Origin of the sequence: Actinomadura sp. NBRC 104425 (genome assembly GCF_030269545.1) — a bacterium.
In the GTDB taxonomy this organism is placed as follows: domain Bacteria; phylum Actinomycetota; class Actinomycetes; order Streptosporangiales; family Streptosporangiaceae; genus Spirillospora; species Spirillospora keratinilytica.
Genome location: NZ_BSTN01000004.1, coordinates 70,211 through 95,979, shown reverse-complemented (window position 1 = coordinate 95,979; position 25,769 = coordinate 70,211). Strand labels below are relative to the sequence as shown.

The following is a 25,769-nucleotide window of genomic DNA, read 5'->3' as shown; positions in this document are numbered from 1 at the left end:
GGACTTCCCAAGCGCTTGCTCGTGGGTCGCCCGATGCGCACCCAGCAGATGGGCGAGACGCTGTTGCCCAAACGCCTGGCGCTGCCGGTGTTCTGCAGCGACCCCCTGTCGTCGAACGCCTACGCCACCGAGGAGATCCTGCTCGGGCTGGGTCTGGGCGGCATGGCGCTGCTGCACCTGGCGCCCTGGGTGGCCGCGGCGGTGATCGCCCTGCTGGCCGTGGTGGTGATGTCGTACCGGCAGACCTGCCGCGCCTATCCCAACGGCGGCGGCGCGTACGCGGTCAGCCGCGCCAACCTGGGCCTGAACGCCTCGCTGGTCGCCGCCGGCGCGCTGCTGATCGACTACGTGCTGACGGTGGCGGTGTCGGTGGCCGCCGGGGTCGCCAACATCGTGTCGGCGTTCCCCGCGCTGCACCCGTACGCGGTGCAGCTGTGCGTCGCGATGATCGCGGTGCTGACGGTGATGAACCTGCGCGGCGTCAAGGAGTCGGGCACGGTGTTCGCGATCCCCACCTACGGTTTCGTCACCGTCGTGTTCGCCATGCTCGCCTGGGGTGCGGTCCGCGCGCTGACCGGCGGCGTGCCGGTGGCCGAGTCGGCGTCGCTGCGCGTGGAGCCGGCCCACCACGCCGCCGGGCTGCTGGCCGCGGCGATCGTGCTGCGCTCCTTCTCCCAGGGCTGCACCGCGCTGACCGGCGTGGAGGCGGTCAGCAACGGGGTGCCGAACTTCCGGCCGCCCAAAGCGGCCAACGCCGCGGCCACCCTGGCGCTCATGGGCGCCCTCACCGTGACGATGTTCGCGGGCATCACGGCGCTGGCGGTGACGGCCCGCGTGCACGTCACCGACGCCCCGGGGCGGCTGGCGGGCGCGCCCCCGGGCTATATGCAGAAGACCGTGATCGCGCAGGAGGCGGCGGCGGTGTTCGGCGCCGGCTCGGTGCCGTTCTTCCTGGTCGCGGTGTTCACCGCGGCGGTCCTGGTGCTGGCGGCCAACACCGCGTTCAACGGGTTCCCGATCCTGGCCTCGATCCTGGGCGAGGACGGCCACCTGCCGCGCCAGTTCGGCCGCCGCGGCGACCGGCTGGTGTTCAGCAACGGCATCGTGCTGCTGGCGCTGCTGGCGATCGCGCTGATCTGGGCGTTCGACGCCAGTACCACCCGGCTGATCCAGCTGTACATCATCGGGGTGTTCGTGTCGTTCACGCTCAGCCAGTGGGGCATGGTGCGGCACTGGACCCGGACGCTGCGCACCGGCGGCGCCGCGCCCCGCGGCCGCATCCGCCGGGCCCGGCTGGTCAACGGGCTGGGCGGCACGCTGACCGCGCTGGTCCTGGCGATCGTGGTCGTCTCCAAGTTCACCCACGGCGCCTGGATCGTGTGCGTGGCGACGCCGCTGCTGTTCTGGATGATGAAGGCGATCCGGCGGCACTACGACCGGCTGGACGCCGAGCTGCGGCCGGGCGACGAGCCGGTGCCGCTGCCCAGCCGCATCCACGCGGTGGTGCTGGTGTCCAGACTGCACACCCCGACCCTGCGGGCGCTGGCGTTCGCCCGCGCCACCCATCCCAGCACCCTGACCGCCGTCACGGTGGACGGCTCCCCCGCCCAGGTGGCGGGGCTGGAGCGCGAGTGGCGGGAACGCGACATCCCGGTGCCGCTGGTCGTCCTGGACTCCCCGTACCGGGACATCACCGGCCCGGTGCTGGACTACGTGTCGCGCGTCCGCCGCCGGAGCCCCCGCGACGTGGTGTGCGTGTTCATCCCCGAGTACGTCGTCGGGCACTGGTGGGAGCAGGTGCTGCACAACCAGAGCGCCCTGCGCCTGAAGGCCCGGCTGCTGTTCCGCCCCGGCGTCATGGTGTGCAGCGTCCCATGGCAGCTGGCTTCGGCCGGCACCGAGGCGCAGGCCCGCCGGGCTGAACGCGCCGCCATGAACAGCCGCCACCGCGTCCGCCGGGTCATCCCCCTGCCGCACCGCCGCTCGGACGCCGACCGGTGACGGCCCGGTCCGGCCGCGCCCCCGCTGCGGGCACCGGGGCCCTGTCACGGACATCATGATCTACCGGGTGCGACGGCATTCTTGACACTCGTCTTCTTGATCACCTTGTCCGGCGCGCCTAGCATCCTGACTGGTCGACGACGGTGCAGGGGGTCGGCGGGGCGACATCTTCGGGGGCGAGTTGACCAGGGACACGGGGCCGTGACGCGGCCGCGGACGGCGCCGCGCGCGAGCGGCGGGCGCACCGCGCGGGCACCCGCCCGATGGGTCCGCCACCCGATCGTCCTGGTGGCGGGGGGCGCGGCGATCGGCGCGCTGGCGGGGGCGGCGCTGGGGCACCGGGTGGTGCACCGGTACGGCCGCCTTTGCCGGGGGCCTGCCGACGAGGTCGCCCTGGCCGTGCAGCGCGAACGCCGGCGCATCGCCCGCGAGCTGCACGACGCGGTCGGGCACGGGCTGGTCGTCATCGCCATGCACTCGCGGCGGCTGCCGGCGGTCAGCGCGCAGGCGCAGTCGGTGGCCCGGCTGATCGACGAGACCGCCCAGGCGACGCTGCGGGACATGCGGCAGATCATCGGCACGCTGCGCGGCGCCCCCGAGCCCGGCGGCTGGCTGCTGTCGCAGCGGGCCGCCGAGCTGGTCGGGCGGATGCCCGACGGGCGCGCGGTCGAGCTGGAGGTGACCGGGCGCGAGCCACCGTTGCCGCTCGACCTGCGCACCACCGCGCTGCACGTCGTGCAGGAGAGCCTGGCCAACGCGCTCAAGCACGGCGGCGGCAGGCTGCGCGTGCTGATCGAGTACGGCGACGAGCTGCGCATCACCGTGACCGACGAGGGCGGGCGGCCGCCCGGGGAGGGCTGGGCCGGTCCCGGCGGGCAGGGGCTGCGCGGCCTGGTCGAGACGGTCACCGCGCGGGGCGGCTCGTTCACCTTCGGGCGGCCGCCCGGCGACGGGTTCCTGGTGCGCGCCCGGCTGCCGCTGCCCGCCGCGCGCCGCCCGCCCGGCGCCCCGTCCGGCGCCCCGTCCGGCGCCCTGTCCGGCCTCCCCGCCGGCTCCGGGGCCGGCGCGCCGGGCAACGGGCCGGGCGAAGCGGCGGGCGGGGCGTCATCCGACGTCATGGCGCACCGCCCGTAGCACGGCGGCGGCGTTGAACCCGCCCGACCCGCGCGCCACCACCAGCGCGTGGCGCAGCGCGGCGCGCTCGCGGGGCTCGGTGACCAGGTCCAGGCCGTAGCAGTCCTCGCCGTCCAGGTTGACCGACGGCGGGATCGTGTCGTGGTGCAGCGCCAGCGCCGCCCAGGCCACGTCGAGCACGCCGGCGCCCGAGCCGAGCCGCCCCGTCATGGTCTTGGGCACCGTCACCGGGACGGACCCGACGGCGTGCGCGAACACCTCGTGGATCGCCGCGGCCTCCAGCGCGTCGCGCGCCGGGTCGCCCGCCCCGTCGGCGAACACCACGTCCACGTCCTGCGGGGTGAGCCCGGCGCGTTCGATGGCCAGGCGCATCGCCCGGGCGAGCTGCCGGTGGTCGGGCGGCGGCCCCGCGGGCCGGTGCGCGTCGTGGGTGGACGCGGTGCCGGCCAGCTCGGCGTAGATGGTGGGCGCGCCGCGGCGCAGCGCCCGTTCGCGCTCCTCCATGACCAGGATCGCGCCGCCCTCGCCGGGCACCGCGCCGGTCGCCGACCGCGCGAACGGGCGGTAGGCGGTGCGCGGGTCGCGCCCGCCGCTCATCTCCGGCGTCCCCTGGCAGGTGATCGCGTACGGGGACAGCGGCGCCTCGGTGCCGCCCGCCAGCACCGCCTCGGTGCCGCGCCGGATCAGCCGCCGGGCCTGCGCCATCACGTCGATGCCGCCGGCGCCGTCGGACACGATGACGCCGCACGGCCCCTTGATGCCGTGCCGGATCGACAGCTGGCCGGTGCTGGCGGCGTAGAACCAGGCGATCGACTGGTAGGCGGTGACGTCCTGCGGGCCCTGCGCGTACAGCGCCTGGATCTCCCGCTGGCCGAACTCGTTGCCGCCGGACGCGCTGGAGGTCAGCACGCCCAGGGCGTACGGGTCGTCCTCGGCGGCCGGGTCCAGCCGCGCGTCGGCCAGCGCCATCTCGGCGGCGGCCAGCGCCATCCACGTCCACCGGTCGGTCTGCACCCGCAGCCGGTCGGGGACGAGCCGTTCGGCATCGAACCCGGTCACCAGCCCGGCCACGTGGATCGGCAGCTCCGCGGTGTCGAACGCGGTGATCGGCGCCAGCCTGCACGTGCCGCGCAGGGTCGCCGCCCAGTGCTCGGCCACGCCGATGCCGGTCGGCGCGACCACGCCGATCCCGCTGATCACGGTCGTGCGGGCGCCGTCCGCGCCGCCGTCCGCGCCGGCGGGCCCGCGGGCCCGCCGGCGGGCGAGGGTCGCGGCCGTGCGGCCGCCTTCGGCGCTCATGAGTCCGCCCGGCCGCCGGCGAGCCGGGAGAAGATCATGGCGGACTGGAAGCCGCCGAAGCCGCTGCCCGCCGACAGCGCGTGGTCCACCCGGGCCTCCCGGGCCGTGACCGGCGTGTAGTCCAGGTCGCAGTCGGGGTCCGGGGTGTGCAGGTTGGCGGTCGGCGGGATGACCCCGCGCTGGATCACCAGCGCGCACGCGGCCATCTCGATCGACCCGATCGCGCCGAGCGAGTGCCCCACCACCGACTTGATGGAGCTGATCGGCACCTGGTAGGCGGAGTGGCCCAGCGCGCGCTTGTAGGCGGCGGTCTCGTGCCGGTCGTTCATCTTGGTGCCGGACCCGTGGGCGCTGATGTACCCCAGGTCGGCGCCGTCGAGCCGGGCCTGCCGCATGGCGTCGGCGATGGCCTCGGCCAGCTCCAGGCCGTCGGGCCGCAGCCCGGTCATGTGGAAGGCGTTGGCGCGCGAGCCGTACCCGGTGACCTCGCAGTAGATCTCGGCGCCGCGGGCCCGGGCGTGCGCCAGCTCCTCCAGCACCAGCACCGCGCAGCCCTCGCCGAGCACGAACCCCTTCCGGTCGGCGTCGAACGGCCGCGACGCGCCCTCCGGGTCGTCGTTGTGCGGGGTGGTCGCCCGGATCGCGTCGAACGCGGCGGCCGAGAACGGCGTGACCGGCGCCTCCGACGCCCCCGCCACCATCACGTCGGCCTCGCCGTCGACGATCAGCCGGTGCGCGTGCCCGATGGCGTCGATGCCCGCGGTGCACCCGGTGGAGATCACTGCGGCGGGTCCGTGCGCGCCGTAGCGCACCGCCAGCTCGCTGGCGCCGCTGGACGGCACCAGCGCCTGGTACAGGAACGGCATGACGTGCTCGGCGTCGACCACCCAGTGCCTGCCGTGGTCGCTGGCGACGACGTACTCGTCCTCCAGCGTCCCGGCGGCGCCGGTGGCCGTGCCGAGCGACACGCCCATCCGTTCGGTGTCCACGGCCTGCGGATCGAGACCGCTGTCGGCCATCGCCTCGTCGGCGGCGGCCATCGCCATCTGCACGAACCGGTCGGTGCGGCGCACCTCCCGGGGTGTCAGCCCGTAGTGGGCGGGCACGAAGTCGCATTCGGCCGCCACCTGGGAGCGGAACCGCGCGGGGTCGAAGAAGGTGATGCGCCGGATGGCCGGTTTGCCGTTGACGATCCGCCGCCAGAACTCCTCGCGGTCGCCGCCGCCCGGCGCCACGACGCCGATGCCCGTGACGACGGTGCGCCGCGGCCCGGAGGCGGGACGCGAACGCCTCCCCGCGCCCTTGTCAGGTCTCACGACGTCTCCTTCACGCGCGGCTTCAGGTGCGTCTTCGCGCTCGCCCGCCCGGACTCGGCCCTGGCGGCGGGCTTGGCATGCCCCGCCTCGGCGTGCCCCGGCCCGGCGGGCGCCGCGGCGGGCGCGGCCTTGCCCGCGGCGGCCGGCTCGTCCTCGGTGTCGACGTGGCCGAGGTCGGGACGCGGCGCCAGGGGGCTCAGGTGGAACACCACCAGCGACTCGCTGTCGCCGCCGGTCACGCGGTGCCGCACGCCGCGCGGGACGAGCAGCGCCTGCCCCGCGCCGACGGTCGCGGCCCGCCCGTCCAGCTCGACGCGCATCTCCCCGGAGGCGACGAACAGGAACTCCTCCGAGTACGGGTGGTAGTGCTCGCGGGTCCGCTCGCCCGGGCGCAGGCGCACCGCCCCGCCGAACCCGAACGCCGACCCGATGGTGCTCGGCGCCAGCAGCGTGCGCATGTCGCCGCCGCGCCGGGTGTTGGACGGTACGTCGTCCAGCCCCACGACCGTGCTGCGCCGCGCCTCCAGCCGCTCCTTGATGATCCGCATCTGCTCGACGGAGTTGCGGTTGATGTTGCCGGTCATCCACTCGTCGTCCACGGGCGCGTCCGGCTTCATGCGGAAGTGCTGCACCCAGCGCATCCGGGTGCGGTCGGGCTCCAGCTCCTCGAACGTCCAGATGATGTCCATGAACTCGAACGGGCCGGTCTCCAGGCGGCGGGCCCGCACGGTGCGGGTGCGCGGGTCCCACTCCCGGCGCGACACCCACGACCAGGCCTTGCCGTTCTCGTCGGGGTGCATGGTGAGCCGGAAGGTGACGGCGTGCTCCTCCTCCTCGAGCACCTCCACGGCGGCGTACTCGGTGAACAGGTCCGGCCAGCCGCGCACGTCGTTGGTCCTGGCGAAGACGTACCCGGCGGGCGCGTCGATGACGATCGAGTTGTCGGTGGTGCCGATCATGTCGTCCTCCCTCTGCGGGCCCGTTCGCGGGGCCGCGCGCGTGCCGCGGGGTCCGGGCGGGCCCCGCGGGAGCCTCAGGCCCCGGCGAGCCTGCCGTTGACCAGGTCGCGCACTCCGGCGGGGCTGGTCTCGGCGGTGATGTCGTCCTCGATGTCCACGCCGTAGCGCTTTTTGATCCGGCTGGCGATCTCAAAGCGCGCCAGCGAGTCCAGGCCCAGCTCCTCGAAGGACCGGCCGTGGTCGCCGGCCGTCACGCCGGCGGGCGCGCCCACCGCGCGCAGCAGCGTCTGGACGTCGTCATCGGTGAGCACCGGTGCGGACGTCGTCTTCTCGGACATCGCTGTCTCCTTTCGGACGGGTCATCTGGTCGACGAGGTTGGTGTGGTGCCGTCCCGCGGCGAACTCCGGATGCGCCAGCAGCTCGCGCAGCAGCGGGACGGTGGTCGCCACGCCGGGACCGCCGACGGCGAACTCGGCCAGGGCCCGGTCGGCGCGGGCGACGGCCTGGTCCCGGGTGGGCGCCCAGACGACCAGCTTGGCGATCAGCGAGTCGTAGTCGGAGGGCACCCGGTCGCCCTGGGCGAAGCCCGAGTCGACGCGCGTCCCGGGCCCGCCGGGCGGGCGGAACACCTCCAGCACCCCGGGCGTGGGCCGGAAGCCGGCGTCGGGGTCCTCGGCGTTGATGCGGCACTCGATCGCCCAGCCCGTGAGCCGCACGTCCCGCTGGGTCAGCGCGAGCCGCTCCCCCGCCGCGATGCGGATCTGCTCGCGGACCAGGTCCAGGCCGGTGACCATCTCGGTGACCGGGTGCTCGACCTGGATCCGCGCGTTCACCTCCATGAACGTGGGCCGTCCGGAGGGGTCGACGAGGAATTCCACCGTCCCGGCGCCCTGGTAGCCCAGCGCGCGGGCGGCGGTGACCGCGTACTCGCCCAGCCGGGCGCGCAGGTGCGGCGACAGCCCCGGGGACGGCGCCTCCTCGATCAGCTTCTGCCGGCGCCGCTGCAGGGAGCAGTCGCGCTCGCCCAGGTGGACCGCCGCGCCGTGCGCGTCGCACAGCAGCTGCACCTCGACGTGCCGGGCGGCGGGCAGGTACCGCTCCAGGTAGACCTCGCCCGATCCGAACACGGTGCGGGCGACCGCCGTGGTCTCCCGGTAGGCGCGGCGCAGCTCGGCCGGCGTGCCGGCCACCGCGATGCCGCGTCCCCCGCCGCCCGCGGCCGCCTTGACGATCACCGGGTAGCCGACGGACCGGGCCACCTCCAGGGCCTCGTCGAGGGCCGCCGGCGTGCCGTCGCTGCCGGGCAGCACCGGCAGCCCGGCGCGGGCCAGCAGGCCGCGCACCCGGGCCTTGTCGCCCGCGACCTCCATGACCTCGGGCGGCGGGCCGATGAACGCGATGCCGTGCTCGGCGCAGATCCGGGCGAAGTCGGGGTCCTCCGACAGGAACCCGTAGCCGGGGTGGATCGCGTCGGCGCCGGTGCGCCGCGCCGCCTCGATGATCGCGGGCACGTACATGTAGCTGCGCCGCGCCGGCGGCGGGCCGATCTGCACGGTCTCGTCGGCGTACGCCGCGGCGCGGCCGTCCCGGTCGGCCGTGGAGTGCACCGCGACGGTGGCGATGCCCATCTCCCGGCAGGTGCGGGCAATGCGCACGGCGATCTCGCCGCGGTTGGCGATGAGGATCTTCTGGAACACCGCGGGCCCCCGGTCAGTCCCGCCGCCGGTCGGGACGGTCATCGCAGCGGTGGTCGGGGCGGATGCGCACCAGCGGCTGGCCGAACTCGACCGGGGCGGCGTCGGGGACGACCACGTCCACGACCTCGCCCGAGCACTCCGCCGGGATCTCGTTCATCAGCTTCATCGCCTCCACGATCCCGACCGGCTGCCCGGCCTCCACCCGGTCGCCGACCTCCACGAACGGCGGCTCGCCCGGCGCCGGGGACCGGTAGAACGTGCCGACCAGCGGCGCGGTACAGGTCGCCAGCTCCTCGGCGGCGTCCGCGGGGTCGGCCGGCCCGGCCGGCGCGGGCACCGCGCCCGCGGCGGCCGCCTCGCCGTCCGCGCCGCGCGGGGCGGGCCCTTCGGCGGGCCCCCAGGTGATCTCGAACGAGCAGTCGCCGGCGCTCACCGCCAGCCGCGCCAGCGGCCCGGGCACGGTGCCGACCAGGCAGGCGACCTCCTCGCGCAGGGCGCGCAGCAGCCCCTCCCGGTCGGGCCGGATTCCGGCCAGGCCGCCGCGGTGCAGTTCCCCGGCGGCGCCGTTCCCGTGCCCGGACGGGCCGCCGCCCACGCCGTTCGGGGCCGGGTCCCGGGACGGGGCCGCCCCGTTGCCACCGTGCGTCACGTCCCCCCGGGAACGGTCCTTGACCATGCCGTTCCCGGCGGCGCGCCGCGCGTCGTCCGCCGCGGCGTGTGCGAAGTGTTCAGACATCGGCGACCACCCCCAGGTCGCGGAAGCGGGCGTGACGGCGGGCCACCAGTTCGGCCCCGTCCAGCCCGTCCAGCTCGTGCAGCGCGGCCAGCACGGCCGCCTTCAGTGCGTCGGCGGCGTCCTCGGGCGCATGCTGGGCCCCGCCGCCGGGTTCGGGCACCACGCCGTCGGCGACGCCCAGCCGCAGCAGCTCCGGCGCGGTCAGGCGCAGCGCCCCGGCCATCTCCGCCGCCCGGCCCGGATCCCCGCACAGGATCACCGAGCAGCTCTCCGGGCTGATCACCGAGTAGCAGGCGTGCTCCAGCATCAGCACCCGGTCGGCCACGGCCAGCGCGAGCGCCCCGCCGCTGCCGCCCTCCCCGATCACGGTGGCGACGACCGGCACGGTCAGCTCGGCCATCGCGGCGATCGACTCGGCGATCGCCCACGCCTGGCCGCGCTCCTCGGCGCCCACTCCCGCCGCCGCGCCCTGCGTGTCGACCAGGGTGACGACGGGCAGGCCGAGCCGCTCGGCCAGCCGCATCAGCCGCACCGCCTTGCGGTAGCCCTCGGGATGCGGCATGCCGAAGTTGCGGGCCACCAGGCCGGCGGTGTCGTGCGCCTTCTGGTGGCCGACGACCATGACGTTGCGGCCGCCGAGCCGGGCCGGGCCGCCCACGACCGCCGGGTCGTCGCCGTGCAGCCGGTCGCCGTGCAGCTCGACGAAGTCGGTGCACATCATGCCGATGTAGTCCAGCGTGGTGGGACGGTTGATGTCGCGGGCGAACCGCACGGTCTGCCAGGCGTCGCGCTCCGGCGCGTCCGGCCGCCGCGGCGCCTCGTACCGCCCGGCGTCCGCGGCGCGCGGCGCGCACAGCGACAGCAGGCGGGCCAGCACCGGGCGCAGGTTCGCACGCGGTTCGACGCGGTCCACCATGCCGTGCTCGCGCAGGTACTCGGCGGTCTGGAAGCCCTCGGGCAGCGCCCGCCCGGTGGCCGACTCGATCACCCGCGGCCCGGCGAACCCGATCAGGGCGCGCGGCTCGGCCAGCACGACGTCGGTCAGCGTGGCGAACGACGCGGTGACCCCGCCGAAGGTCGGGTCGGTCAGCACGCTCACCGTCAGCACCCCGGCGCGCGCGCAGGCGCGGACCGCCTGCGCGGTCTTGGCCATCTGCATCAGCGACAGGCAGCCCTCCTGCATGCGGGCGCCGCCGGAGGCCACCACGAGCAGCAGCGGCGTGCGGGTCGCCAGCGCCTCCTCGGCCGCCCGCGTCACCGCCTCGCCGACCGCCGAGCCCATGCTGCCGCCCATGAACGCGAAGTCCATGACGGCCGCGACGACCGGCATGCCCTGCACGGTGCCGCGGCCGCGGACGACCGCGTCGTCCAGGCCGGTGCTCTCCCTGGCCCGCGCCAGCCGCTGCGGGTAGGGCATCCGGTCGCGGAAGCCCAGCGGGTCGGCGCCGCGGAAGCGGTCGGGCGCGGCGGCGAACGACCCCGGGTCGAGCAGGTGGCCGAGGCGCTCGGCCGCGCGCAGGCGGTGGTGATGCCCGCAGTCCGGGCACACGCCCAGCGCCCTGGTCAGCCTGGGGACGTACACGGTCGCGCCGCAGCCCGCACACCGCACCCAGCGTCCGGCGACCTGGGCGCGCCTGTCCGAGGCGGCCGGGGCGCCGCCCTTCATCCGTTCCCCCGCACGGCGGCGCCGGGCGGCGCGGACCCGCGCAGCGCGGGCCCCTGCGGGCCCTCCTCCGGCGTCCACCGGTAGAACTCCTCGGCCATGGCGTCCTTGGGCGCCCGCCACGTCGCCGGGTCGTAGGCCATCACGTAGTCCTGCAGGTCGTCGCTGAGCCGCCTGAAGTCGGCGCGCCCGCGGGCGCTCTCCACCGCCGCCCGCGCGTCCCCCGCGAATTCGACGTAATGGAAATACAGTCCGTGGAACTGGTAGAGGTGGCGCCGGACGACGCCCAGCGCCCGGGGCAGTTCCGACGCGTCCGACTCGGCGAAAAGCCGGGCGACGCCGTCGGCCCCGCCGGGTTTGAGACGGGCGACGATGAGGGTCCGATCAGACACGGCGGCTCACTCCCGATTTCATTGAAAAAACACGACGCCCATCACTTTAGGGCGGCATTTCATCCGCGTCTTCCCACGCCGACCTGAATTGCCGCGTCCCCCGCGGGGCGGTCAGCTCATCCGCTCGGCGGAGGTCATCGCGACGCCCGGGCGCAGCAATCCGCACTCGTAGGCGTGAATGACCAGCTGGACGCGGTCGCGAACGCCGAGTTTCTGGTAGAGGTGCTGCACGTGCGATTTCACGGTGCTCTCCCCGAGGGAGAGCAGCCGGGCGATCTCCTCGTTGCCGTAGCCGCGCACCAGCAGCTTCCACACGTCGGTCTCGCGGGCGGTCAGCCCGTCCAGCGCGGCCGCCGAGGCGGGTGTGACGGTCGGGCGCCGGGCGAACTCGGCGATCAGTCGGCGGGTGACGGCCGGGGCCAGCAATGCGTCCCCGGCGGCCACCACGCGCACCGCCTCGACGATCTTCTCGCCGGGCACGTCCTTGAGCAGGAACCCGCCGGCCCCGGCGCGCAGCGCGGCGAAGACGTGCTCGTCCTGGTCGAACATGGTGAGCATGATGATCCGCACGCCGGGCACGCCGTCCGGGCCGCACAGACGCTGGGTGGCCTCAAGGCCGTCCAGGCCCGGCATGCGGATGTCCATCAGCACCACTCGCGGACGCGTCGCCTGGGCCAGCCGCACCGCGTCCAGCCCGTCGCACGCCTCCCCGACGATCCGGATGCCGTCCGCCTGGGCGAGGGTGGCCCGCAGCCCCTCGCGCACCAGCGGCTGGTCGTCGGCGATCAGCACGCGCACGGGTTCCACTGCCTGCGCCTCCGTTCCAGGGCACCGCGAAATGACGGTGAAAGCGGGGAGCGCCGCCGGACGCGAGCCCGCCGATCGATGTCCGCGCGCCGGGGCGGCGATGGTCCGGCGGCTCGGCACGTCGTGCGGCAATGGACATATACCGCCGAGCGCCCGCTGAATTCCCATGTGTTCCCCAAGGGCGGGCCACTTCCCCGGCGATCATCATCAAGCGGCCTTCTCCCCGGGGCACGGAAAGCGGCACCGGCGCCCTTTCCGCCGGAGCGTCCGGACGCCGGTACGGCGCCGTCAGTGGCCGCTGAGCGCAGGCTCGGGCGGCGGCGCCATACGGGTCGTGACGGTCTCCATCATCGCCTTGCGGAAGTACTCGGCCGCCCCTTCGGGCGTGCTCATGTCGCGTTTCTCGGCCAGGTGCCGCTCCAGTTCGCGTTCCAGCTTCTGGATGTTGGGGTCCTGGGACAGGTGCCGCATCAGCGTCGGCAGGTCCCCCTCGATCTCGATCATCCGCACCACGATGTCGTCCTTCATGAACACCGACGTGCTGATCAGCCGTGACTTGCCGTCGGCCAGCTGCCGCGGGGCCCGGTACCCCGACATCAGCTTGCGCACGGCGTCCTGGCTGCCCGGCTTGATCCGGAACATGACCGCGTGGCGTTGCATGGCGTCCCCCCTCTGCAATCGGATGCTCTCCGTGCGTCACATCCTTCGCTGCGACGGTGTGCGCTGTCTCCCATCGGCCGGATGAACATGCGTCTCCGCTGCGCGAGGGGGACGTCGCCCTCGGTGAGGAGACGCCGCGAAGAGACAGAGACACGGTGAACAGACACAGTGAAGAGACCGCGCACCGGCCCGGACGTGCGGGCGGCGCGCGCCGACCTGCTGATGGACTATCCCATGATGTCGCTTTATGTAATTGAACATACGCTGAGCGTAGTCGAAGGGGGACATCATGGGCGAGACGCAGGTGCCGGTTCTGATCGCGGGAGGGGGCACGGTGGGCCTGGCCATGGCCGTATTCCTCGGCCATCACGGGGTCCGCGCGCTGGTGGTGGAGCGGCGCGCGGCACCGTCGGACCATCCGCGCGCCACCGGGCTCAGCGGGCGCACGCTGGAGCTGATGCGCGAGGTCGGCCTGCAGCAGGCCGTGGAGAAGGAGTGCTACGTGCCCGCCGACCGGATCTGGCGGCGCACCGTCCGCACGCTCGCCGAGCTGCGGACCGCCCCGGCCGAGTGCACCGTGCCGGAGACCCATCCCATGCTGGCCGTCGGCGGGCCGTCCGACCTGCTGACGCCCGCGCCGGTCCCCGGCAGCTGCCCGCAGGACCACCTGGACGCGGTGCTGCTGCCTGCGGCGGCCGAGCGCGGCGCGACGGTGACGTTCGGCACGGAGCTGACCGGCCTGCGGCAGGACGCCGACGGCGTGACGGCGGCAGTGCGCGGCCCCGCGGGCGAGCGGCGGGTCCGCGCCGACTACCTGGTGGCCGCCGACGGTGCGGGCAGCACGGTCCGCGGGCTGCTCGGCATCGGCTGCGACGGCCCCGGGCGGGTCGGCCGCCGCACCCTCAACATCCTGTTCCGCGCGGACCTGACCGCCGTCGTCCCGCGGGTGCCGGTGCTGACCGACATCACCCATCCGGACGCCACCGGGCGCCTGGCCGCCCTCGACGGCCGGCGGCGGTGGGCGCTGCACGTGATCGCCGACGACGGGGAGCGGTACGACGAGGAGCGCTGCCGGTGGCTGATCCGCACCGCGGTCGGGGCGCCGGACCTGGAGGTCGAGGTGCTCAGCGCGCTGCCGTGGCGGCCGACCGCCCGCGTGGCGCGCCGCTTCCAGGACGGCCGCGTGTTCCTGGTGGGGGACGCGGCGCACACCGTCCCGCCGCAGGGCGCGTTCGGGCTGAACTCCGGCATCGCCGACGCGCACAACCTGGCGTGGAAGCTGGCCGCCGTGCTGCACGACCAGGCCGGCGCCGCGCTGCTGGACAGCTACGACGCCGAGCGCCGTCCGGTCGCCGCGTTCACCATGGAGCAGGCGCTGCTGCGGCACCGCAACCCCCGGCTGCACTGGAGCCCCGGCGCCGTGGCCGAGCGGGCGGCGGCGGGCGCGGCCGGCGCGCCCGTCGTGCACCTGGGGTACCGGTACGCGTCGTCGGCGGTCGTCGGCGGCGGCCGGGACCTGCCGTCGCTGGAGGACATCACCGAACTGCTCGACGGCACGCCCGGTTCGCGGATCCCGCACCGGTGGCTGCGGCTGGACGGCGCCGAGACCTCCACCCTGGACCTGATCGGCTCCCGGTTCACCCTGTTCGCCGGGCCGGACGCGCCCGGCTGGCAGGAGGCCGCGCGGGCCGCGGCCGCCCGCCTCGGCGTGCCGCTCAACGTGTACCGGGTCGGCTCGGCGGACCTGGCCGACCCGTCCGGGACATGGCACGAGGACGTCGGCATCGGCGCCCGGGGCGCGCTGCTGGCCCGTCCGGACGGCTTCGTCGCCTGGCGGACCGGATCCTACCCGCCGGACGCCGCCGAAGCGGTCGAGGCCGCCCTGGCCCAGGTCACCGGCCGCACCTCGCTCCTGCCGCGCCGCCCGGCCGCGGCGTCGCGCTGAACCGGTCAGTCCGCCGGGCGGCGTTCGCCGACGGTGACCAGCAGGACGCCGACGGCGGACACGGCCATCCCGGCGGCGACGCCGGCGGTGACGTCCTGGCCGAGGATCGGCACGGCCAGCAGCGCGGTCACGGGCGGGACGAGGTAGAGCAGGCTCGTCGCCGCCCCGCCGGAACTGCGCCGCAGCAGGACGAACAGCAGCAGCAGCGCGGCGATCGAGTTGACCGTCGCCAGCCACGCCAGCGAGCCCAGCGCCGCCGCCGTCATCGGCAGGTCCAGCCCGCCGTACGCGGCCGCCAGCGGCAGGCAGGCGGCCGCGGCGCCCAGCAGCTGCACGGTCGTGCCGGTGCGCAGGTCCACCGAGTGCCCGAACCGCTTCTGGTAGAGCGTGCCTGCCGCCAGGCCGGCCAGCGCCAGGCCGGTGAAGGCGTACCCGGTCAGGTCGCCGCCGCCCGACAGCCGGCCGCTCACCGCGACCAGCACGCCGAGCAGCCCGACCACCAGCCCGGCCCACTGCCGGGCCGTCAGCCGTTCGGCGAACAGCGGCACCGCCGCGGCGGCGACCACCAGCGGGCACGCGCTGAGGATCAGGGACGACAGGCCCGCCGGGACCCCGCGCCCGAGGCCGAGGAACACCCCGCCGAGCTGGACGGTCTGCAGCAGCACGCCGCTGACCAGCAGGTGCGCGTACACGGCGCGGCCGCGCGGCCAGGGCGCCCGCATCGCCGCGGCGATCAGGCCCAGCACCGCCGCCGCCAGGACGAACCGCCACGCCACCAGCGCCAGTGTCGGCCCGGTGCGCGCGCCGATGGTCCCGGCGATGTAGCCGCTGCTCCAAATCGGGACGAACGCCACCGGCACCGCGGACGCCGCCGCCCGGCCGACCGTCCACCCGCGGCGCCGCCCCTGGACGCCCTCCGCCGGATCCCCGGTGCACGCGGCCTCGGACGCCACGGCCCCACCTCCCGAACCCCCTACCCGACAAACCCACCGACAGGTATCAACCGTCGTGCCCGGGCGGATCATCCCGGGTGCGGGCCATGTCCTCCGCGTCGGAGGGGGCCTGGCCGGTTTTGGCCAGGGCGGCGGGGGCGGGTTCGGGTGCGGCGCGCAGGGCGGGCCAGGCGCGGTAGACGACGGCGGTCAGGGGGACGGCAAGGGCGGCGCCGGGGATCCCGGCGAGGACGCCGCCGACGGTGAGCGCCACGATGATCCCCAGCGGGTGCAGCCGCACCCAGCGCCCGACCACCAGCGGATGCAGCAGGTGCCCCTCGATCTGCTGCTCGACGAGCAGGATGCCGAGGAAGATCACCGCCGCCCACAGGCCCTTGGCGCTGAAGGTGACGGCGACGGCGAGGGTGCCGCTCACCAGGATGCCGACGATGGGGATGAAGCTGCCCACAAAGATGATCACCGCGAGCGGGGCGACCAGCGGCACGCCCAGCACCGTCAGCACGATCGCCAGCACCACGGCGTTGATGGCGGCCACCGTGACGGTGCCGTGGACGTACTGCGACAGCGCCCGCCAGGCCGCGCGGCCCGCGCGGTCCACCCGCGCCCGGTAGGACCCGAGCCCGCTGATCAGCCAGTCCCAGATCCGGCGCCCGTCCTTGAGCAGGAAGAACAGGACGAACAGCATGAAGATGAAGGCGACCAGGATCTCCACGGTCAGCCGCCCGGCCTGGACCGCGGTGCTGGCCAGCTCGCCGCGGCGGGTCTCCAGGTACTTCACGCCCTCGTCCACGTACCGCTGCAGCTGCGAGGTCTTCAGGTGCAGCGGCCCCTCGACCAGCCAGCGCTGCACCTCACGGCCGGTCTGCTGCACCTCGGTGACCAGCCGGGGGAACTGCGCGTTCGCCTCGACGACGATGTACGTGCCGACCCCGCCGAGCACGACCAGCGACAGCAGCAGGGTGATCCAGGTGGCGGCCAGCGGCGGCAGCCCCCGCCGGCCGAGCCACGCCGTGACCGGGTGCAGCAGCGCGCACAGCAGCAGCGCAACGATGATCGGGAGCACCACGATGGTGAGCCTGGTGCAGATCCATACCAGCCCGTAGCCCACGGCGGCGAGGACGAGCAGCCGCCAACCGAAGCCGGCTGCCGTGACCAGCGACGGCGGCACCTGCCGTGCCCCCTCCGCGCGCATGTCGTCGTTCCTGCGATCCTCGTTCACGGCCCCGCCTCGACCGCCGCCGATGCCGAGAGGCGGCCGGTCCAGCCAGCAGCGTGCCCCTTGCCGCGGCCGGGAAACCCGGGACCGGGCGGACGGCCGTGCCGCCTTCCCCCGGGCGCCGCACTCAGCCGGAGCGGCCGGACGACGGGACGAGGCGGGCCATGCGCCGCACGGCGAGCGGGCCGCGCCCCCGGTGCAAGTGGCTCAGCGCGGGTGGCTCAGCGCGGGTGGCTCAGCGCGGGTGGCTCAGCGCGGGTGGCTCAGCGCGGGTGGCTCAGCGCGGGTGGCTCAGCGCGGGCACTCGCAGCAGGGCATCTGCCGATGCTCGGAGTATGCGAGGAAGTCGTCGACCATGCGGTTGAACAGGACGGCGAGCATCTCGCGCTGCGGCGGCGGCCATCCGGCGAGCGCGTCGCTCATCCACTGCCGGCCCACCCGGCGGATGCGGTCGGCCGCGTCGCGTCCCCGGGCGGTCAGCCCGACGCGGAAGGCGCGGTGGTCGTCGGGGTCGGGCAGGCGCTCCACGTACCCCGCCTTGGCCAGCCGCTGCACCTGCCGGGTGACGTGCGACGGTTCGACCCCCAGCCGGCCGGCCACCTCCCCGAGGCGCAGCGGCTCGGTGTCGGACAGCAGCCGCAGCACCGGGACGGCCGCCCGGTCGACCGGAATCCCGGCCTCGGCCGCCACCGTGCCGTGCCGGCGGCTGCGGTTGAGCAGGTGGGAGAAGCGGGCCAGCGCGCGCTCGATCTTCATCACGTCGGCCGGCACCGCGGACTCCCCGGCGCGCGGGTCGGGCCGGGCGGATTCGGCGGCTTGGACGGACCGTTGTGCGGACATGTCCCCCATCCTACGAATTATTTGCTTAACTAAAGCAAGTTATCGTGCGCCCGCGGATCGTCCGCGCCCACCCCGGCGCTCCAGCCGTCCGGCAGGAGGTCTCATGTCAGGCACCGGTACCAAGGGGACCGGACCGGTAAAGCTCACCGAACACGCGGAGACGGAAACGACGCGCGCACCGGCGGGGCTCACCCTGCTCGCGCTGGCCGTCGCGGGGATGGCCGTCTCCGTGCAGCAGACGCTCGTACTGCCGCTGCTCCCCCGGCTGATGACCGCCTTCCATGTGTCGGTGTCGGCGGTGACGTGGGTGTTCACGGCGTCGCTGCTGGCCGGGGCGGTCGCCACGCCGCTGCTGTCGCGGTTCGGCGACATGTACGGCAAGAAGAAGATGATCATCGTGACGCTGGGGCTGCTGGTCGCCGGATCGGTGGTGTGCGCGCTGTCAACCTCGCTCGGCGTGCTCATCGCCGGGCGGGCGCTGCAGGGCGCCTCGGCGGCGCTGATCCCGCTGGCCATCGGCACCATCCGGGACGCCTTCCCGGCCGACCGGGTCACCACCGCGATCGGGGTCGTCAGCGCGACGATGGGCGTGGGCGGCACCATCGGCATGCTGTTCACCGGCATGATCGCCGACCACAGCACCAGCCACCACCCGGTGTTCTGGACGGCGGCCGCGCTCGGCGCGGGCGCGCTGGTGCTGGTCGCGGCGTGCGCCCCGTCCGGGGGCGGACGCACGGGCGGCAGGCCCGACGTCCTCGGCGCCCTCGTGCTCGGCGCCTGGCTGGTGTGCCTGCTGCTCGGGATCAGCCAGGGCAACTCCTGGGGCTGGGGCTCGGGCCGGGTCCTCGGCCTGTTCGCCGCGGCGGCGGTGCTGTGCGCGGTGTGGGTGGCGGTCGAACTGGCCGTCCGCGAGCCGCTGGTGCGGCTGAACCTGCTGGTCGGCTCCCGGTCGCTGTCGGCGAACCTGGCGTCGCTGGTGCTCGGCTTCTCGATGTTCGCCGCGTTCACCCTGGTGTCCAACTTCGTGCAGACGCCCCGGGAGCAGGTGGGCTACGGGCTGAGCGGCTCGGTGCTGGACGTCGGCCTGTACATGCTGCCCAGCACCGCCACCATGCTGGTCTTCTCGGCGCTGGCCGGACGGTTCGAGGCCCGGCTCGGCGCCGCGTACACGCTGGCGATCGGCTCGGTGTTCGCCGCGCTCAGCTACGTGTGGCTGGCCCTGTTCAACGACTCGGTGGCCGACCTGCTGGTGTTCGGCGCCGTGCAGGGCGTCGGGTTCGGCATCGCGTACGCGGCGCTCGGCACCCTGGCCGTGCAGCACGTCCCGATGCACGAAAGCGGCATCGCCAGCGGCATCAACTCGCTGGTCCGCACGGCCGGGGGCAGCACGGCCAGCGCGGCGACCGCCTCGGTGCTCACCGCCAACGTGATCCGGGGCACGTCGGTGCCGAGCCTGCACGGGTACGTGCTGTGCTTCGTGCTCGCGGCGATCGGCGCCGGTTTCACCGCCGTCGTCGCGGTCCTGCACGGCCTGCGGCACGGCCGCCGCGCCGCGGCGGCCGCCTGACCTGCGGCTCCGGGGACGCCGCCGGGGCCGGCGCGGCGATCCGCGCGCCGCCCTGGGCCGCCGGGATGCGCCTTCCGCCCGTCCCGGCGGCTCACGCCATCGACCTGACGGGAGACGGATACGTCACCCTGCCGATGGACTTCCCGGCCGGACGGGCCATATTCGGTGGCCATTCCCGGTCGGCTGCAACGGCGAACGCGATGATCGCTCGGGCCATGCCGACGATGTGGGCGTCCTGGTCAGGGGTCGAACGGCCAAACCGCGCACGAAGTCGTCCGCGCTCGCCGGCCCCGGCGGGAAACACCGGATCGCCTTTCCGGCGCGGGAACATCATGACCGCTGATTCGGCGGGAGGCCCGGGGCGGCGGTGAACGAGCGGGCGCACTTCGGTTAAGCACGGTGCGCCGCACGGTGAAAGCCGTGGCCGTCGTGCCGTGCGGGCGGCCGCTCGGAAACGTTCCTAGCTGGAGCGGGTGCACGGCGAGCCGAAAGACGAAGAATGCTTTCGTAGATCTTTTACGCTTGCCGAGGCGATCATTCACGCTCACGCTCTTGGTCATGCTCCCGCTGATCCGCAAGGGAACCGTGGCGCTCGGAGTCGCAGCGTCCCTCATCGCCCTGCCCGGCACCGCCGAAGCGGACACCGACTGGGCACCGGACCTGTCGGTCATCGACGGCGACGATGTCAACGTCCGCCACGACGGACACGCCCTCCGTCTTCGCGACACCCGCACCGGACCCGCCGCCCTGGACGGGGCCGTCGCCTCCGGACGGCTCCTCCTCGCCCCCACAGACCTGCCCGAACCGGTCAACCGGGTGAGTGCGCAGGTGACGGGCGACGGAACCGTCGAGGTGCGGGCGCACCTGGGCGGCACCGAATGGACCGAGTGGTATCCCGCCGGCGAGGTGCTGCCGGCCGCCTCCCGCCGCATCCAGGTGCGGGTGGTGCTGTCGACCGCGCCCGGCGGCGCCTCCCCCGCGGTGTCGTCCGTACGGCTCACCGGCGAGCAGGTCGCGCAGCCCCGGGTCGCGGCCGCGGCCGCGCGGACGTACCGGATCTACGCCACCCGCGAGGGCCTGGTCGGCGGCACGACGGCCAGCGGCCACGTCATCACCGCCAGGGACCACTTCGTCGCACTGCCGTCCCGCCGGGGGCTGTCGTCCAACAACGCCGGCGAGTACTCGGTGCGCGTGTGCACGACGTCGGGTTCGCGCTGCGAGTACGCGCCCGTGTGGGACGTCGGCCCCTGGAACACGCGCGACGACTACTGGAACCCGCCGTCGGTCCGGCAGATGTGGACGGACCTGGCCCAGGGCAGGCCCGAGGCCCAGGCCGCCTACCAGGACGGCTACAACGGCGGCAAGGACGAGTTCGGCCGGACGGTCGCCAACCCGGCGGGCATCGACCTCGCCGACGGCACCTTCTGGGACGGGCTGCGGCTCACCGACAACGCCTGGGTGAACGTGACGTACCTGTGGACGGGCAGCGGCCCCAAGGGCATCGTCCGCACCGCCGGCGCGCCATTGAACGTGCGCTCGTCCGCCAGCACCTCCGCCGGCATCGTGGGGCTGGCGGCCAACTACGCCAACGTCATCGTCGAGTGCCACGTCCGGGGCCAGACGGTGACCGGCACGTACGGCACCAGCGACCTGTGGAACCGCATCGGCCCCGGCCACTTCGTTCCCGACGTCTACCTCTACACCGGGTCCGACGACCCGGTGGCCCCCGCCTGCTGACGCAGTCGCCCCCGCCCGCCGACGAAACGGAGCCGCCCATGAGAGTGCCCGCACGCTCGACCGCCGTCCTGCTCGCCGCCGCCCCCGTCCTGGCACTGCTGCCCGCCGCCCCGGCGATGGCCGCGCCCACGTTCCAGATGCCGTTCCCCTGCGGGCAGGTGTGGTCGGGGCAGACCCGCACCAACCACAGCCCGGCCAACTCGGTGGACCTCAACCGCACCAACGACGACGGCGACGCGGTCACCGCGTCGGCGGCGGGCACCGTCGCCCGCGTGGAGAACACCGGCAGCACCAGCTACGGGCTGTGGATCGAGCTGGACCACGGCGGCGGCTGGCGCACCCGGTACGCGCACCTGTCCGGCGAGTTCGTCACGGTCGGGCAGAGCGTGGCGGCCGGGCAGCAGATCGGCACCGTGGGCACCTCCGGCGGCTCCACCGGCCCGCACCTGCACTTCGAGGAGCGCCTCAACGGCGTGGACCAGAAGATCAAGTTCAACGGGACGCAGATCACCTACTGGGGCACGGCCGACTACACCAGCCGCAACGCCTGCATCGGCCCGTCCGGCACGGTCAACACCTCCGGCGCCGCGCTGACCGTCCGGTCCGGCGCGAGCACCGGCAGCTCGGCGATCGGCTCGGTGCCCGACGGCGGAACGGTGTTCTTGACCTGCTACCGGCGCGGCACCACGGTCACCGGCACGTACGGCACCAGCGACATCTGGAACAAGGTCGGCGCCGGGTACGTCGCCGACGCCTACGTCTACACCGGATCCGACAACCCCGTGGTCCCCGCCTGCTGATCCCGGGCGCCCCGCACCGGCGGCGGCCGGCTCACCGCTGCGACCCCCGGTGAGCCGGCCGCCGCCGTTGACGTTGACGCAGCGGCCGAACCCGCGAACCCACGCCCGGATCGACCCGCTCTGCGCGCCCTTGGCTCCACCAGGTGGAGGCGTTCGGCGCCCCCTCCACCGTCGGGGGCACCTCAGCCTCGGCGGCGGACCGGAGGACGACCGCGACGGCCCAACCGCCGCCGGCCGCCGTGCGACGATGGTGCGTCCCCTGCCGCGCGTCCTGCACACCGGTCGCGGGCACCGCCCCCTTCCAGCGGCGATGGGCTGGGGCCGGACGTCCGTTGTCGGAAACGGACGAACGGCTGATAACGTGACCGGTCGAGCGCGCGACGGAGCGAAGTCCGGTGCGATTCCGGCGCTGTCCCGCAACTGTGATGGCCGTCCCCCGCACGGCCGAGCCAGGTCGCCTCCCGCGCGCGGATGACGTCGACCCTCGCGGAAGGGCGGCCCGTCGCGGGCGGCCCGTCCGCCCTCTGGAGGCTCCGGTGAGACCGCTACGTGCCCTGGGCGCGGCCGCCCTGACCATCGCGCTGACGCTGACCGCGGCGTGCGGCGGCGCGAACGAAGACTCCTCGTCCGGCCGGGATGGAGGAAGCGGCGGCGCGATCACCGTCCAGGCGGCCAACGGCACCGTCACCCTGCCCGGCGTGCCCAAGCGGATCGTGTCGCTGTCGCCCACGCACACCGAGACGCTGTTCGCCATCGGGGCGGGCCCGCAGGTGGTGGCGGTCGACCAGTACTCCGACCACCCGGCGAACGCGCCGAAGACCAAGCTGTCGGGGTTCAAGCCGAACGCCGAGGCCGTCATCGGGTACAAGCCCGACCTGGTGGTGCTGTCGGACGACATGGACGGCATCGTCAAGGCGCTGGAGAAGGTGAAGGTGCCGGTGCTGCTGGAGCCCGCCGCCACCCGCCTCGAGGACGCCTACGACGAGATCATGGACCTGGGCACCGCGACCGGCCGCGCCGAGCAGGCCCGCAAGCTCACCGACGACATGCGCCGCCGGATCCGGCAGACGGTGGACGCGGCCAAGCAGGCCGGCGCCTCCGGCGGCGACCCGCTCACCTACTACCACGAGCTGGACGAGCAGTTGCACACGGTGACGTCCAAGACGTTCGTCGGGCAGGTGTACGCGCTGTTCGGCCTGCGCAACATCGCCGACGACGCGCAGCCGTCGGCGGGCGCCTACCCGCAGCTGTCGCGCGAGCACCTGCTCAAGAGCGACCCCGACCTGGTGTTCCTGGCCGACACCAAGTGCTGCGGGCAGAACGCCGCCGCGGTGGGCAAGCGTCCCGGCTGGTCCGGCCTGACCGCGGTGAAGCGCGGCGGCGTCGTGGAGCTGGACGACGCGATCGCCTCCCGCTGGGGTCCGCGGCTGCCGGAGTTCGTGCAGGCCATCGCAGACGCCGTGCGCAAGGCGTCGGCGGCGAAGTGAGACCGCCGCTCCGGTGAGAACGCTCCTGTGAGAACACTTCAGTGAGGACGCGGGAGGCGGCACGGCTGCGCCCCCTGCCGCTTGCGGTGGCCGTGCTGGTGCTGCTGGCGGCGATGCTGGCCGCGCTGCTCGTCGGGCCCGCCGGCCTGCCGGCCGCCGGGGTGGTGAAGGCGCTGGCCGACCGGCTGCCGTTCGTGCACGTGGACTCGGGGCTGGCCGCCGTCGACCGGAACGTGCTGTTCGAGCTGCGGCTGCCCCGGGTGCTGCTGGGCGCGGTGGTGGGCGGGCTGCTGGCCGTCGCCGGGGCCGGCTACCAGGGCGTGTTCCGCAACCCGCTGGCCGACCCGTACCTGCTGGGCGCGGCGGCCGGGGCGGGCGTCGGCGCCACGCTGGTGATCGTCGTGCTGTCGGACCGGCCGACGCCGGCGGTGCCGCTGGCGTCGTTCGCCGGGGCGCTCGGCGGGGTCGCGCTGGCGTACGGGCTGGGCAGCACGGCCGGGCGCGGCGGGTCCGGCACCGCGACGCTGGTGCTGGCGGGCGTGGCGGTGTCGTCGTTCCTGGCGTCGGTGCAGGCGTTCCTGCAGCAGGCCAAGGCGGAGGAGCTGCAGCGGATCTACTCGTGGATCCTGGGCGGGCTGGGGCTGGCCGACTGGCCGACCCTGGCGATGATCGCGCCGTACGCGGCGGTGGCGGTGGTGACGCTGCTGCTGCACGGGCGGCTGCTGGACGTGCTGAGCGTCGGCGACGAGGAGGCGGCCTCGCTGGGGCTGTCGGCGGCGCGGGTGCGGCTGACCGTGCTGGCCGCCGCGTCGCTGGCCACCGCGTGCGCGGTGGCGGTCAGCGGGCTGATCGGGTTCGTCGGCGTCGTGGTGCCGCACGTGGTGCGGCGGCTGGCGGGCGGCTCGTACCGGATCGTGCTGCCGCTGTCGCTGCTGGGCGGCGCGGCGTTCCTCACCGTGGCCGACCTGGTGGGCCGCACGATCGTGGCGCCGGGCGAGCTTCCGCTGGGGGTGGTCACCGCGTTCGTCGGCGGCCCGTTCTTCGTGCTGGTGCTGCGCGCGGTCCGGGGGCGGGCGGAGCCATGAGCGTCTCGGTGCGCGGTCTGGACGTGGACCTGGAGGGGCGGCCCGTGCTGCGGGGCGTGTCGCTGGAGGTGCCCGCCGGGGCGTGGACGGCGGTCATCGGCCCGAACGGCGCGGGCAAGTCCACGCTGCTGCGGGCGGTCCTGGGGCTGGTGCGGCCGCGCGGCGGCGCGGTGCGCGTGGCGGGCGAGGACCCGTGGTCGCTCACGCCGCGCCGCCGGGCCCGCCTGGTGGCCTACGCGCCGCAGAACCCGAACCTTCCGCCGGGGATGACGGTGTTCGACTACACGCTGCTGGGCCGCTCCCCCTACATCCCGCTTCTGGGCCGCGAGAGCGCCCGCGACCGGGCGGTGGCGGCGCAGGCGCTGGACCGGCTCGACCTGACCGGCCTGGCGGGGCGTCCCCTGGACCGGTTGTCGGGCGGGGAGCGGCAGCGGGTGGTGCTGGCGCGGGCGCTGGCGCAGCAGGCGCCGGTGCTGGCGCTGGACGAGCCGACGACCGCGCTGGACATCGGCCACCAGCAGCAGGTGATGGACCTGGTGGAGCGGCTGCGGCGGGACGACGGGCTCACCGTGCTCACCACCATCCACGACCTGACGCTGGCCGGGCAGTACGCCGACGCGCTGGTGCTGCTGTCGGGCGGCCGGGTCGCGGCGTCCGGCCCGCCCGGCGAGGTGCTCACCGCCGAGGCGGTCGGCGCGCACTTCGGCGCCCGGGTGCACGTCGCGCCGGGCCCGGACGGCCGTCCCGTGCTGTCCCTTGAGCGCTCTCGCGGTGAGGGCCGATGAGGCTGCAGACGCACTGGCGGGAGGAGGACGGCGCCCGGCTGGCGGCGACGGTGTGGCGGACGGGGCCGGGCCTGCGGGCGATCTCCTCGGCGCTGCTGGGCGGCGGGATCGGACCGGTCGGGTGGGTGCTGAACGCGCAGGTGCCCGGAGGGTACGCGCGGCTGGATCCGCAGGCGCACCTGAGTGAGCTGGCGGACGCCTACGGGCTGCGGGGACGCGGCGTCGCCATGATGACCGCCGCGCCTGTGGACCGCACCGTCCAGGCCGAAGACGAGGGCGTGGCGGTGTCGGCGACGGTGGGGCTGCGCGTGCCGACGTGGGCGGCCGCTCCCCCGGGCGCCGCCGATCCGCACATGGCGCCCGCCCGCCTGGACGGCACCGCCCCCGGGACGATCAACATCGTGGTGGCGGTGCCCGTGCCGCTGGGCGACGCCGCCCTGGTCAACGCGGTCGTCACCGCCACCGAGGCCAAGACGCAGGCGCTGCTGGAGGCGGGCTGGTCCTGCACCGGCACCGCGTCCGACGCGATCTGCGTGGCCGCGCCCGTGGTGCCGGAGTCCGGCGGCGAGGAGCCGTTCGCGGGACCCCGGTCGACGTGGGGGGCGCGCATCGCCCGCGCCGTGCACGCCGCGGTGCGCGCGGGGGCCGTCGACTACGCGGCTCGGCTGCGGGAACGCGCCTGAAACGCG

Annotated in this window: 23 protein-coding genes; 10 read left to right on the top strand and 13 right to left on the bottom strand. The window is 74.8% G+C overall.

What is annotated here, in order from left to right:
• Nucleotides 1–33 precede the first annotated feature (33 nt).
• Together QSK22_RS08290 and QSK22_RS08285 are read left to right on the top strand one after the other, a co-directional pair.
• Nucleotides 34–2,001, top strand: a complete 1,968-nt coding sequence (locus QSK22_RS08290) for an APC family permease (protein WP_285493421.1) — start codon at nucleotides 34–36, stop codon at nucleotides 1,999–2,001.
• A gap of 201 nt (nucleotides 2,002–2,202) precedes the next feature.
• A complete protein-coding gene (locus tag QSK22_RS08285; RefSeq protein WP_285493420.1) occupies nucleotides 2,203–3,135 on the top strand; it encodes a sensor histidine kinase in 933 nt (310 codons plus the stop codon).
• On the opposite strand, the gene QSK22_RS08280 is transcribed toward QSK22_RS08285, so the two are convergent.
• The 10 genes from QSK22_RS08280 to QSK22_RS08230 all read right to left on the bottom strand — a co-directional run bounded on the left by QSK22_RS08280 (nucleotide 3,106) and on the right by QSK22_RS08230 (nucleotide 12,665).
• Nucleotides 3,106–4,434, bottom strand: a complete 1,329-nt coding sequence (locus QSK22_RS08280) for a beta-ketoacyl synthase N-terminal-like domain-containing protein (protein WP_285493419.1) — start codon at nucleotides 4,432–4,434, stop codon at nucleotides 3,106–3,108. The two genes, QSK22_RS08285 and QSK22_RS08280, sit on opposite strands and share 30 nt — an antisense overlap.
• Nucleotides 4,431–5,750, bottom strand: coding sequence for a beta-ketoacyl-[acyl-carrier-protein] synthase family protein (locus QSK22_RS08275; RefSeq protein ID WP_285493418.1), 1,320 nt, complete (start codon nucleotides 5,748–5,750; stop codon nucleotides 4,431–4,433). Before QSK22_RS08275 ends, QSK22_RS08280 begins: the two co-directional genes overlap by 4 nt.
• Nucleotides 5,747–6,709, bottom strand: coding sequence for a cupin domain-containing protein (locus QSK22_RS33705; protein ID WP_352231422.1), 963 nt, complete (start codon nucleotides 6,707–6,709; stop codon nucleotides 5,747–5,749). Before QSK22_RS33705 ends, QSK22_RS08275 begins: the two co-directional genes overlap by 4 nt.
• 74 nt (nucleotides 6,710–6,783) lie before the next feature.
• On the bottom strand, nucleotides 6,784–7,047 hold the full coding sequence (locus tag QSK22_RS08260; protein ID WP_285493417.1) for an acyl carrier protein: 264 nt from the start codon (nucleotides 7,045–7,047) through the stop codon (nucleotides 6,784–6,786).
• The gene (locus QSK22_RS08255; RefSeq protein WP_285493416.1) at nucleotides 7,007–8,449 is read right to left on the bottom strand and encodes an acetyl-CoA carboxylase biotin carboxylase subunit; all 1,443 of its coding nucleotides are present in this window, start codon (nucleotides 8,447–8,449) and stop codon (nucleotides 7,007–7,009) included. The genes QSK22_RS08260 and QSK22_RS08255 overlap by 41 nt, the downstream gene beginning before the upstream one ends.
• Nucleotides 8,421–9,143, bottom strand: a complete 723-nt coding sequence (accB, locus tag QSK22_RS08250) for an acetyl-CoA carboxylase biotin carboxyl carrier protein (protein WP_285493415.1) — start codon at nucleotides 9,141–9,143, stop codon at nucleotides 8,421–8,423. Before accB ends, QSK22_RS08255 begins: the two co-directional genes overlap by 29 nt.
• Nucleotides 9,136–10,809 (bottom strand): acetyl-CoA carboxylase carboxyltransferase subunit alpha, encoded by a 1,674-nt coding sequence (locus tag QSK22_RS08245; RefSeq protein WP_285493414.1) that lies wholly within the window; start codon nucleotides 10,807–10,809, stop codon nucleotides 9,136–9,138. The genes accB and QSK22_RS08245 overlap by 8 nt, the downstream gene beginning before the upstream one ends.
• Nucleotides 10,806–11,198: a TcmI family type II polyketide cyclase gene (locus QSK22_RS08240; RefSeq protein WP_285493413.1), complete on the bottom strand. Its 393-nt coding sequence runs from the start codon at nucleotides 11,196–11,198 to the stop codon at nucleotides 10,806–10,808. The genes QSK22_RS08245 and QSK22_RS08240 overlap by 4 nt, the downstream gene beginning before the upstream one ends.
• A gap of 111 nt (nucleotides 11,199–11,309) precedes the next feature.
• Entirely contained in the window at nucleotides 11,310–12,005 is a 696-nt protein-coding gene (locus tag QSK22_RS08235; RefSeq protein WP_285493412.1) for a response regulator, read from the bottom strand.
• Between the two features lie 288 nt (nucleotides 12,006–12,293).
• Nucleotides 12,294–12,665: a SchA/CurD-like domain-containing protein gene (locus QSK22_RS08230; protein ID WP_285493411.1), complete on the bottom strand. Its 372-nt coding sequence runs from the start codon at nucleotides 12,663–12,665 to the stop codon at nucleotides 12,294–12,296.
• 289 nt (nucleotides 12,666–12,954) lie between these two features.
• Between QSK22_RS08230 and QSK22_RS08225 the strand changes: the two genes are divergently transcribed.
• The gene (locus tag QSK22_RS08225; RefSeq protein ID WP_285493410.1) at nucleotides 12,955–14,610 is read left to right on the top strand and encodes an FAD-dependent monooxygenase; all 1,656 of its coding nucleotides are present in this window, start codon (nucleotides 12,955–12,957) and stop codon (nucleotides 14,608–14,610) included.
• A 5-nt stretch (nucleotides 14,611–14,615) separates the two neighbouring features.
• On the opposite strand, the gene QSK22_RS08220 is transcribed toward QSK22_RS08225, so the two are convergent.
• From QSK22_RS08220 to QSK22_RS08210, 3 genes are all read right to left on the bottom strand, one after another.
• The gene (locus QSK22_RS08220; RefSeq protein ID WP_285493409.1) at nucleotides 14,616–15,563 is read right to left on the bottom strand and encodes a DMT family transporter; all 948 of its coding nucleotides are present in this window, start codon (nucleotides 15,561–15,563) and stop codon (nucleotides 14,616–14,618) included.
• 46 nt (nucleotides 15,564–15,609) lie between these two features.
• Nucleotides 15,610–16,782, bottom strand: coding sequence for an AI-2E family transporter (locus tag QSK22_RS08215; RefSeq protein ID WP_285493408.1), 1,173 nt, complete (start codon nucleotides 16,780–16,782; stop codon nucleotides 15,610–15,612).
• Nucleotides 16,783–17,070: 288 nt separating this feature from the next.
• Nucleotides 17,071–17,619, bottom strand: coding sequence for a MarR family winged helix-turn-helix transcriptional regulator (locus QSK22_RS08210; protein ID WP_285493407.1), 549 nt, complete (start codon nucleotides 17,617–17,619; stop codon nucleotides 17,071–17,073).
• A 103-nt stretch (nucleotides 17,620–17,722) separates the two neighbouring features.
• On the opposite strand from QSK22_RS08210, the gene QSK22_RS08205 reads away from it, so the two are divergent.
• From QSK22_RS08205 to QSK22_RS08175, 7 genes are all read left to right on the top strand, one after another.
• Entirely contained in the window at nucleotides 17,723–19,186 is a 1,464-nt protein-coding gene (locus tag QSK22_RS08205) for an MFS transporter (protein ID WP_285493406.1), read from the top strand.
• 558 nt (nucleotides 19,187–19,744) lie between these two features.
• Nucleotides 19,745–20,923 carry a DUF8814 domain-containing protein gene (locus QSK22_RS08200; protein WP_285493405.1) on the top strand — a complete coding sequence of 393 codons (1,179 nt, stop codon included), beginning with the start codon at nucleotides 19,745–19,747 and terminating at the stop codon, nucleotides 20,921–20,923.
• 38 nt (nucleotides 20,924–20,961) lie between these two features.
• The gene (locus QSK22_RS08195; RefSeq protein ID WP_285493404.1) at nucleotides 20,962–21,723 is read left to right on the top strand and encodes a peptidoglycan DD-metalloendopeptidase family protein; all 762 of its coding nucleotides are present in this window, start codon (nucleotides 20,962–20,964) and stop codon (nucleotides 21,721–21,723) included.
• 536 nt (nucleotides 21,724–22,259) lie between these two features.
• Nucleotides 22,260–23,210, top strand: coding sequence for an ABC transporter substrate-binding protein (locus QSK22_RS08190; protein ID WP_285493403.1), 951 nt, complete (start codon nucleotides 22,260–22,262; stop codon nucleotides 23,208–23,210).
• 113 nt (nucleotides 23,211–23,323) lie between these two features.
• Nucleotides 23,324–24,295 (top strand): FecCD family ABC transporter permease, encoded by a 972-nt coding sequence (locus QSK22_RS08185; protein ID WP_285493707.1) that lies wholly within the window; start codon nucleotides 23,324–23,326, stop codon nucleotides 24,293–24,295.
• The gene (locus QSK22_RS08180; RefSeq protein WP_285493402.1) at nucleotides 24,292–25,080 is read left to right on the top strand and encodes an ABC transporter ATP-binding protein; all 789 of its coding nucleotides are present in this window, start codon (nucleotides 24,292–24,294) and stop codon (nucleotides 25,078–25,080) included. The genes QSK22_RS08185 and QSK22_RS08180 overlap by 4 nt, the downstream gene beginning before the upstream one ends.
• Nucleotides 25,077–25,763 (top strand): adenosylcobinamide amidohydrolase, encoded by a 687-nt coding sequence (locus QSK22_RS08175; RefSeq protein ID WP_285493401.1) that lies wholly within the window; start codon nucleotides 25,077–25,079, stop codon nucleotides 25,761–25,763. Before QSK22_RS08180 ends, QSK22_RS08175 begins: the two co-directional genes overlap by 4 nt.
• The last annotated feature ends 6 nt before the right edge of the window (nucleotides 25,764–25,769 follow it).

Excerpts from the sequence above, each read along its gene's own strand:
- QSK22_RS08180 (WP_285493402.1), top strand. The coding sequence starts at position 24,292 with ATGAGCGTCTCGGTGCGCGGTCTGGACGTGGACCTGGAGGGGCGGCCC.
- QSK22_RS08200 (WP_285493405.1), top strand. The coding sequence starts at position 19,745 with ATGCTCCCGCTGATCCGCAAGGGAACCGTGGCGCTCGGAGTCGCAGCG.
- accB (WP_285493415.1), bottom strand. The coding sequence starts at position 9,143 with ATGTCTGAACACTTCGCACACGCCGCGGCGGACGACGCGCGGCGCGCC.
- QSK22_RS08195 (WP_285493404.1), top strand. The coding sequence starts at position 20,962 with ATGAGAGTGCCCGCACGCTCGACCGCCGTCCTGCTCGCCGCCGCCCCC.
- QSK22_RS08260 (WP_285493417.1), bottom strand. The coding sequence starts at position 7,047 with ATGTCCGAGAAGACGACGTCCGCACCGGTGCTCACCGATGACGACGTC.
- QSK22_RS08210 (WP_285493407.1), bottom strand. The coding sequence starts at position 17,619 with ATGTCCGCACAACGGTCCGTCCAAGCCGCCGAATCCGCCCGGCCCGAC.
- QSK22_RS08185 (WP_285493707.1), top strand. The coding sequence starts at position 23,324 with ATGCTGGCCGCGCTGCTCGTCGGGCCCGCCGGCCTGCCGGCCGCCGGG.
- QSK22_RS08230 (WP_285493411.1), bottom strand. The coding sequence starts at position 12,665 with ATGCAACGCCACGCGGTCATGTTCCGGATCAAGCCGGGCAGCCAGGAC.
- QSK22_RS08280 (WP_285493419.1), bottom strand. The coding sequence starts at position 4,434 with ATGAGCGCCGAAGGCGGCCGCACGGCCGCGACCCTCGCCCGCCGGCGG.
- QSK22_RS08290 (WP_285493421.1), top strand. The coding sequence starts at position 34 with ATGCGCACCCAGCAGATGGGCGAGACGCTGTTGCCCAAACGCCTGGCG.
- QSK22_RS08175 (WP_285493401.1), top strand. The coding sequence starts at position 25,077 with ATGAGGCTGCAGACGCACTGGCGGGAGGAGGACGGCGCCCGGCTGGCG.
- QSK22_RS33705 (WP_352231422.1), bottom strand. The coding sequence starts at position 6,709 with ATGATCGGCACCACCGACAACTCGATCGTCATCGACGCGCCCGCCGGG.
- QSK22_RS08225 (WP_285493410.1), top strand. The coding sequence starts at position 12,955 with ATGGGCGAGACGCAGGTGCCGGTTCTGATCGCGGGAGGGGGCACGGTG.
- QSK22_RS08245 (WP_285493414.1), bottom strand. The coding sequence starts at position 10,809 with ATGAAGGGCGGCGCCCCGGCCGCCTCGGACAGGCGCGCCCAGGTCGCC.
- QSK22_RS08255 (WP_285493416.1), bottom strand. The coding sequence starts at position 8,449 with ATGACCGTCCCGACCGGCGGCGGGACTGACCGGGGGCCCGCGGTGTTC.
- QSK22_RS08205 (WP_285493406.1), top strand. The coding sequence starts at position 17,723 with ATGTCAGGCACCGGTACCAAGGGGACCGGACCGGTAAAGCTCACCGAA.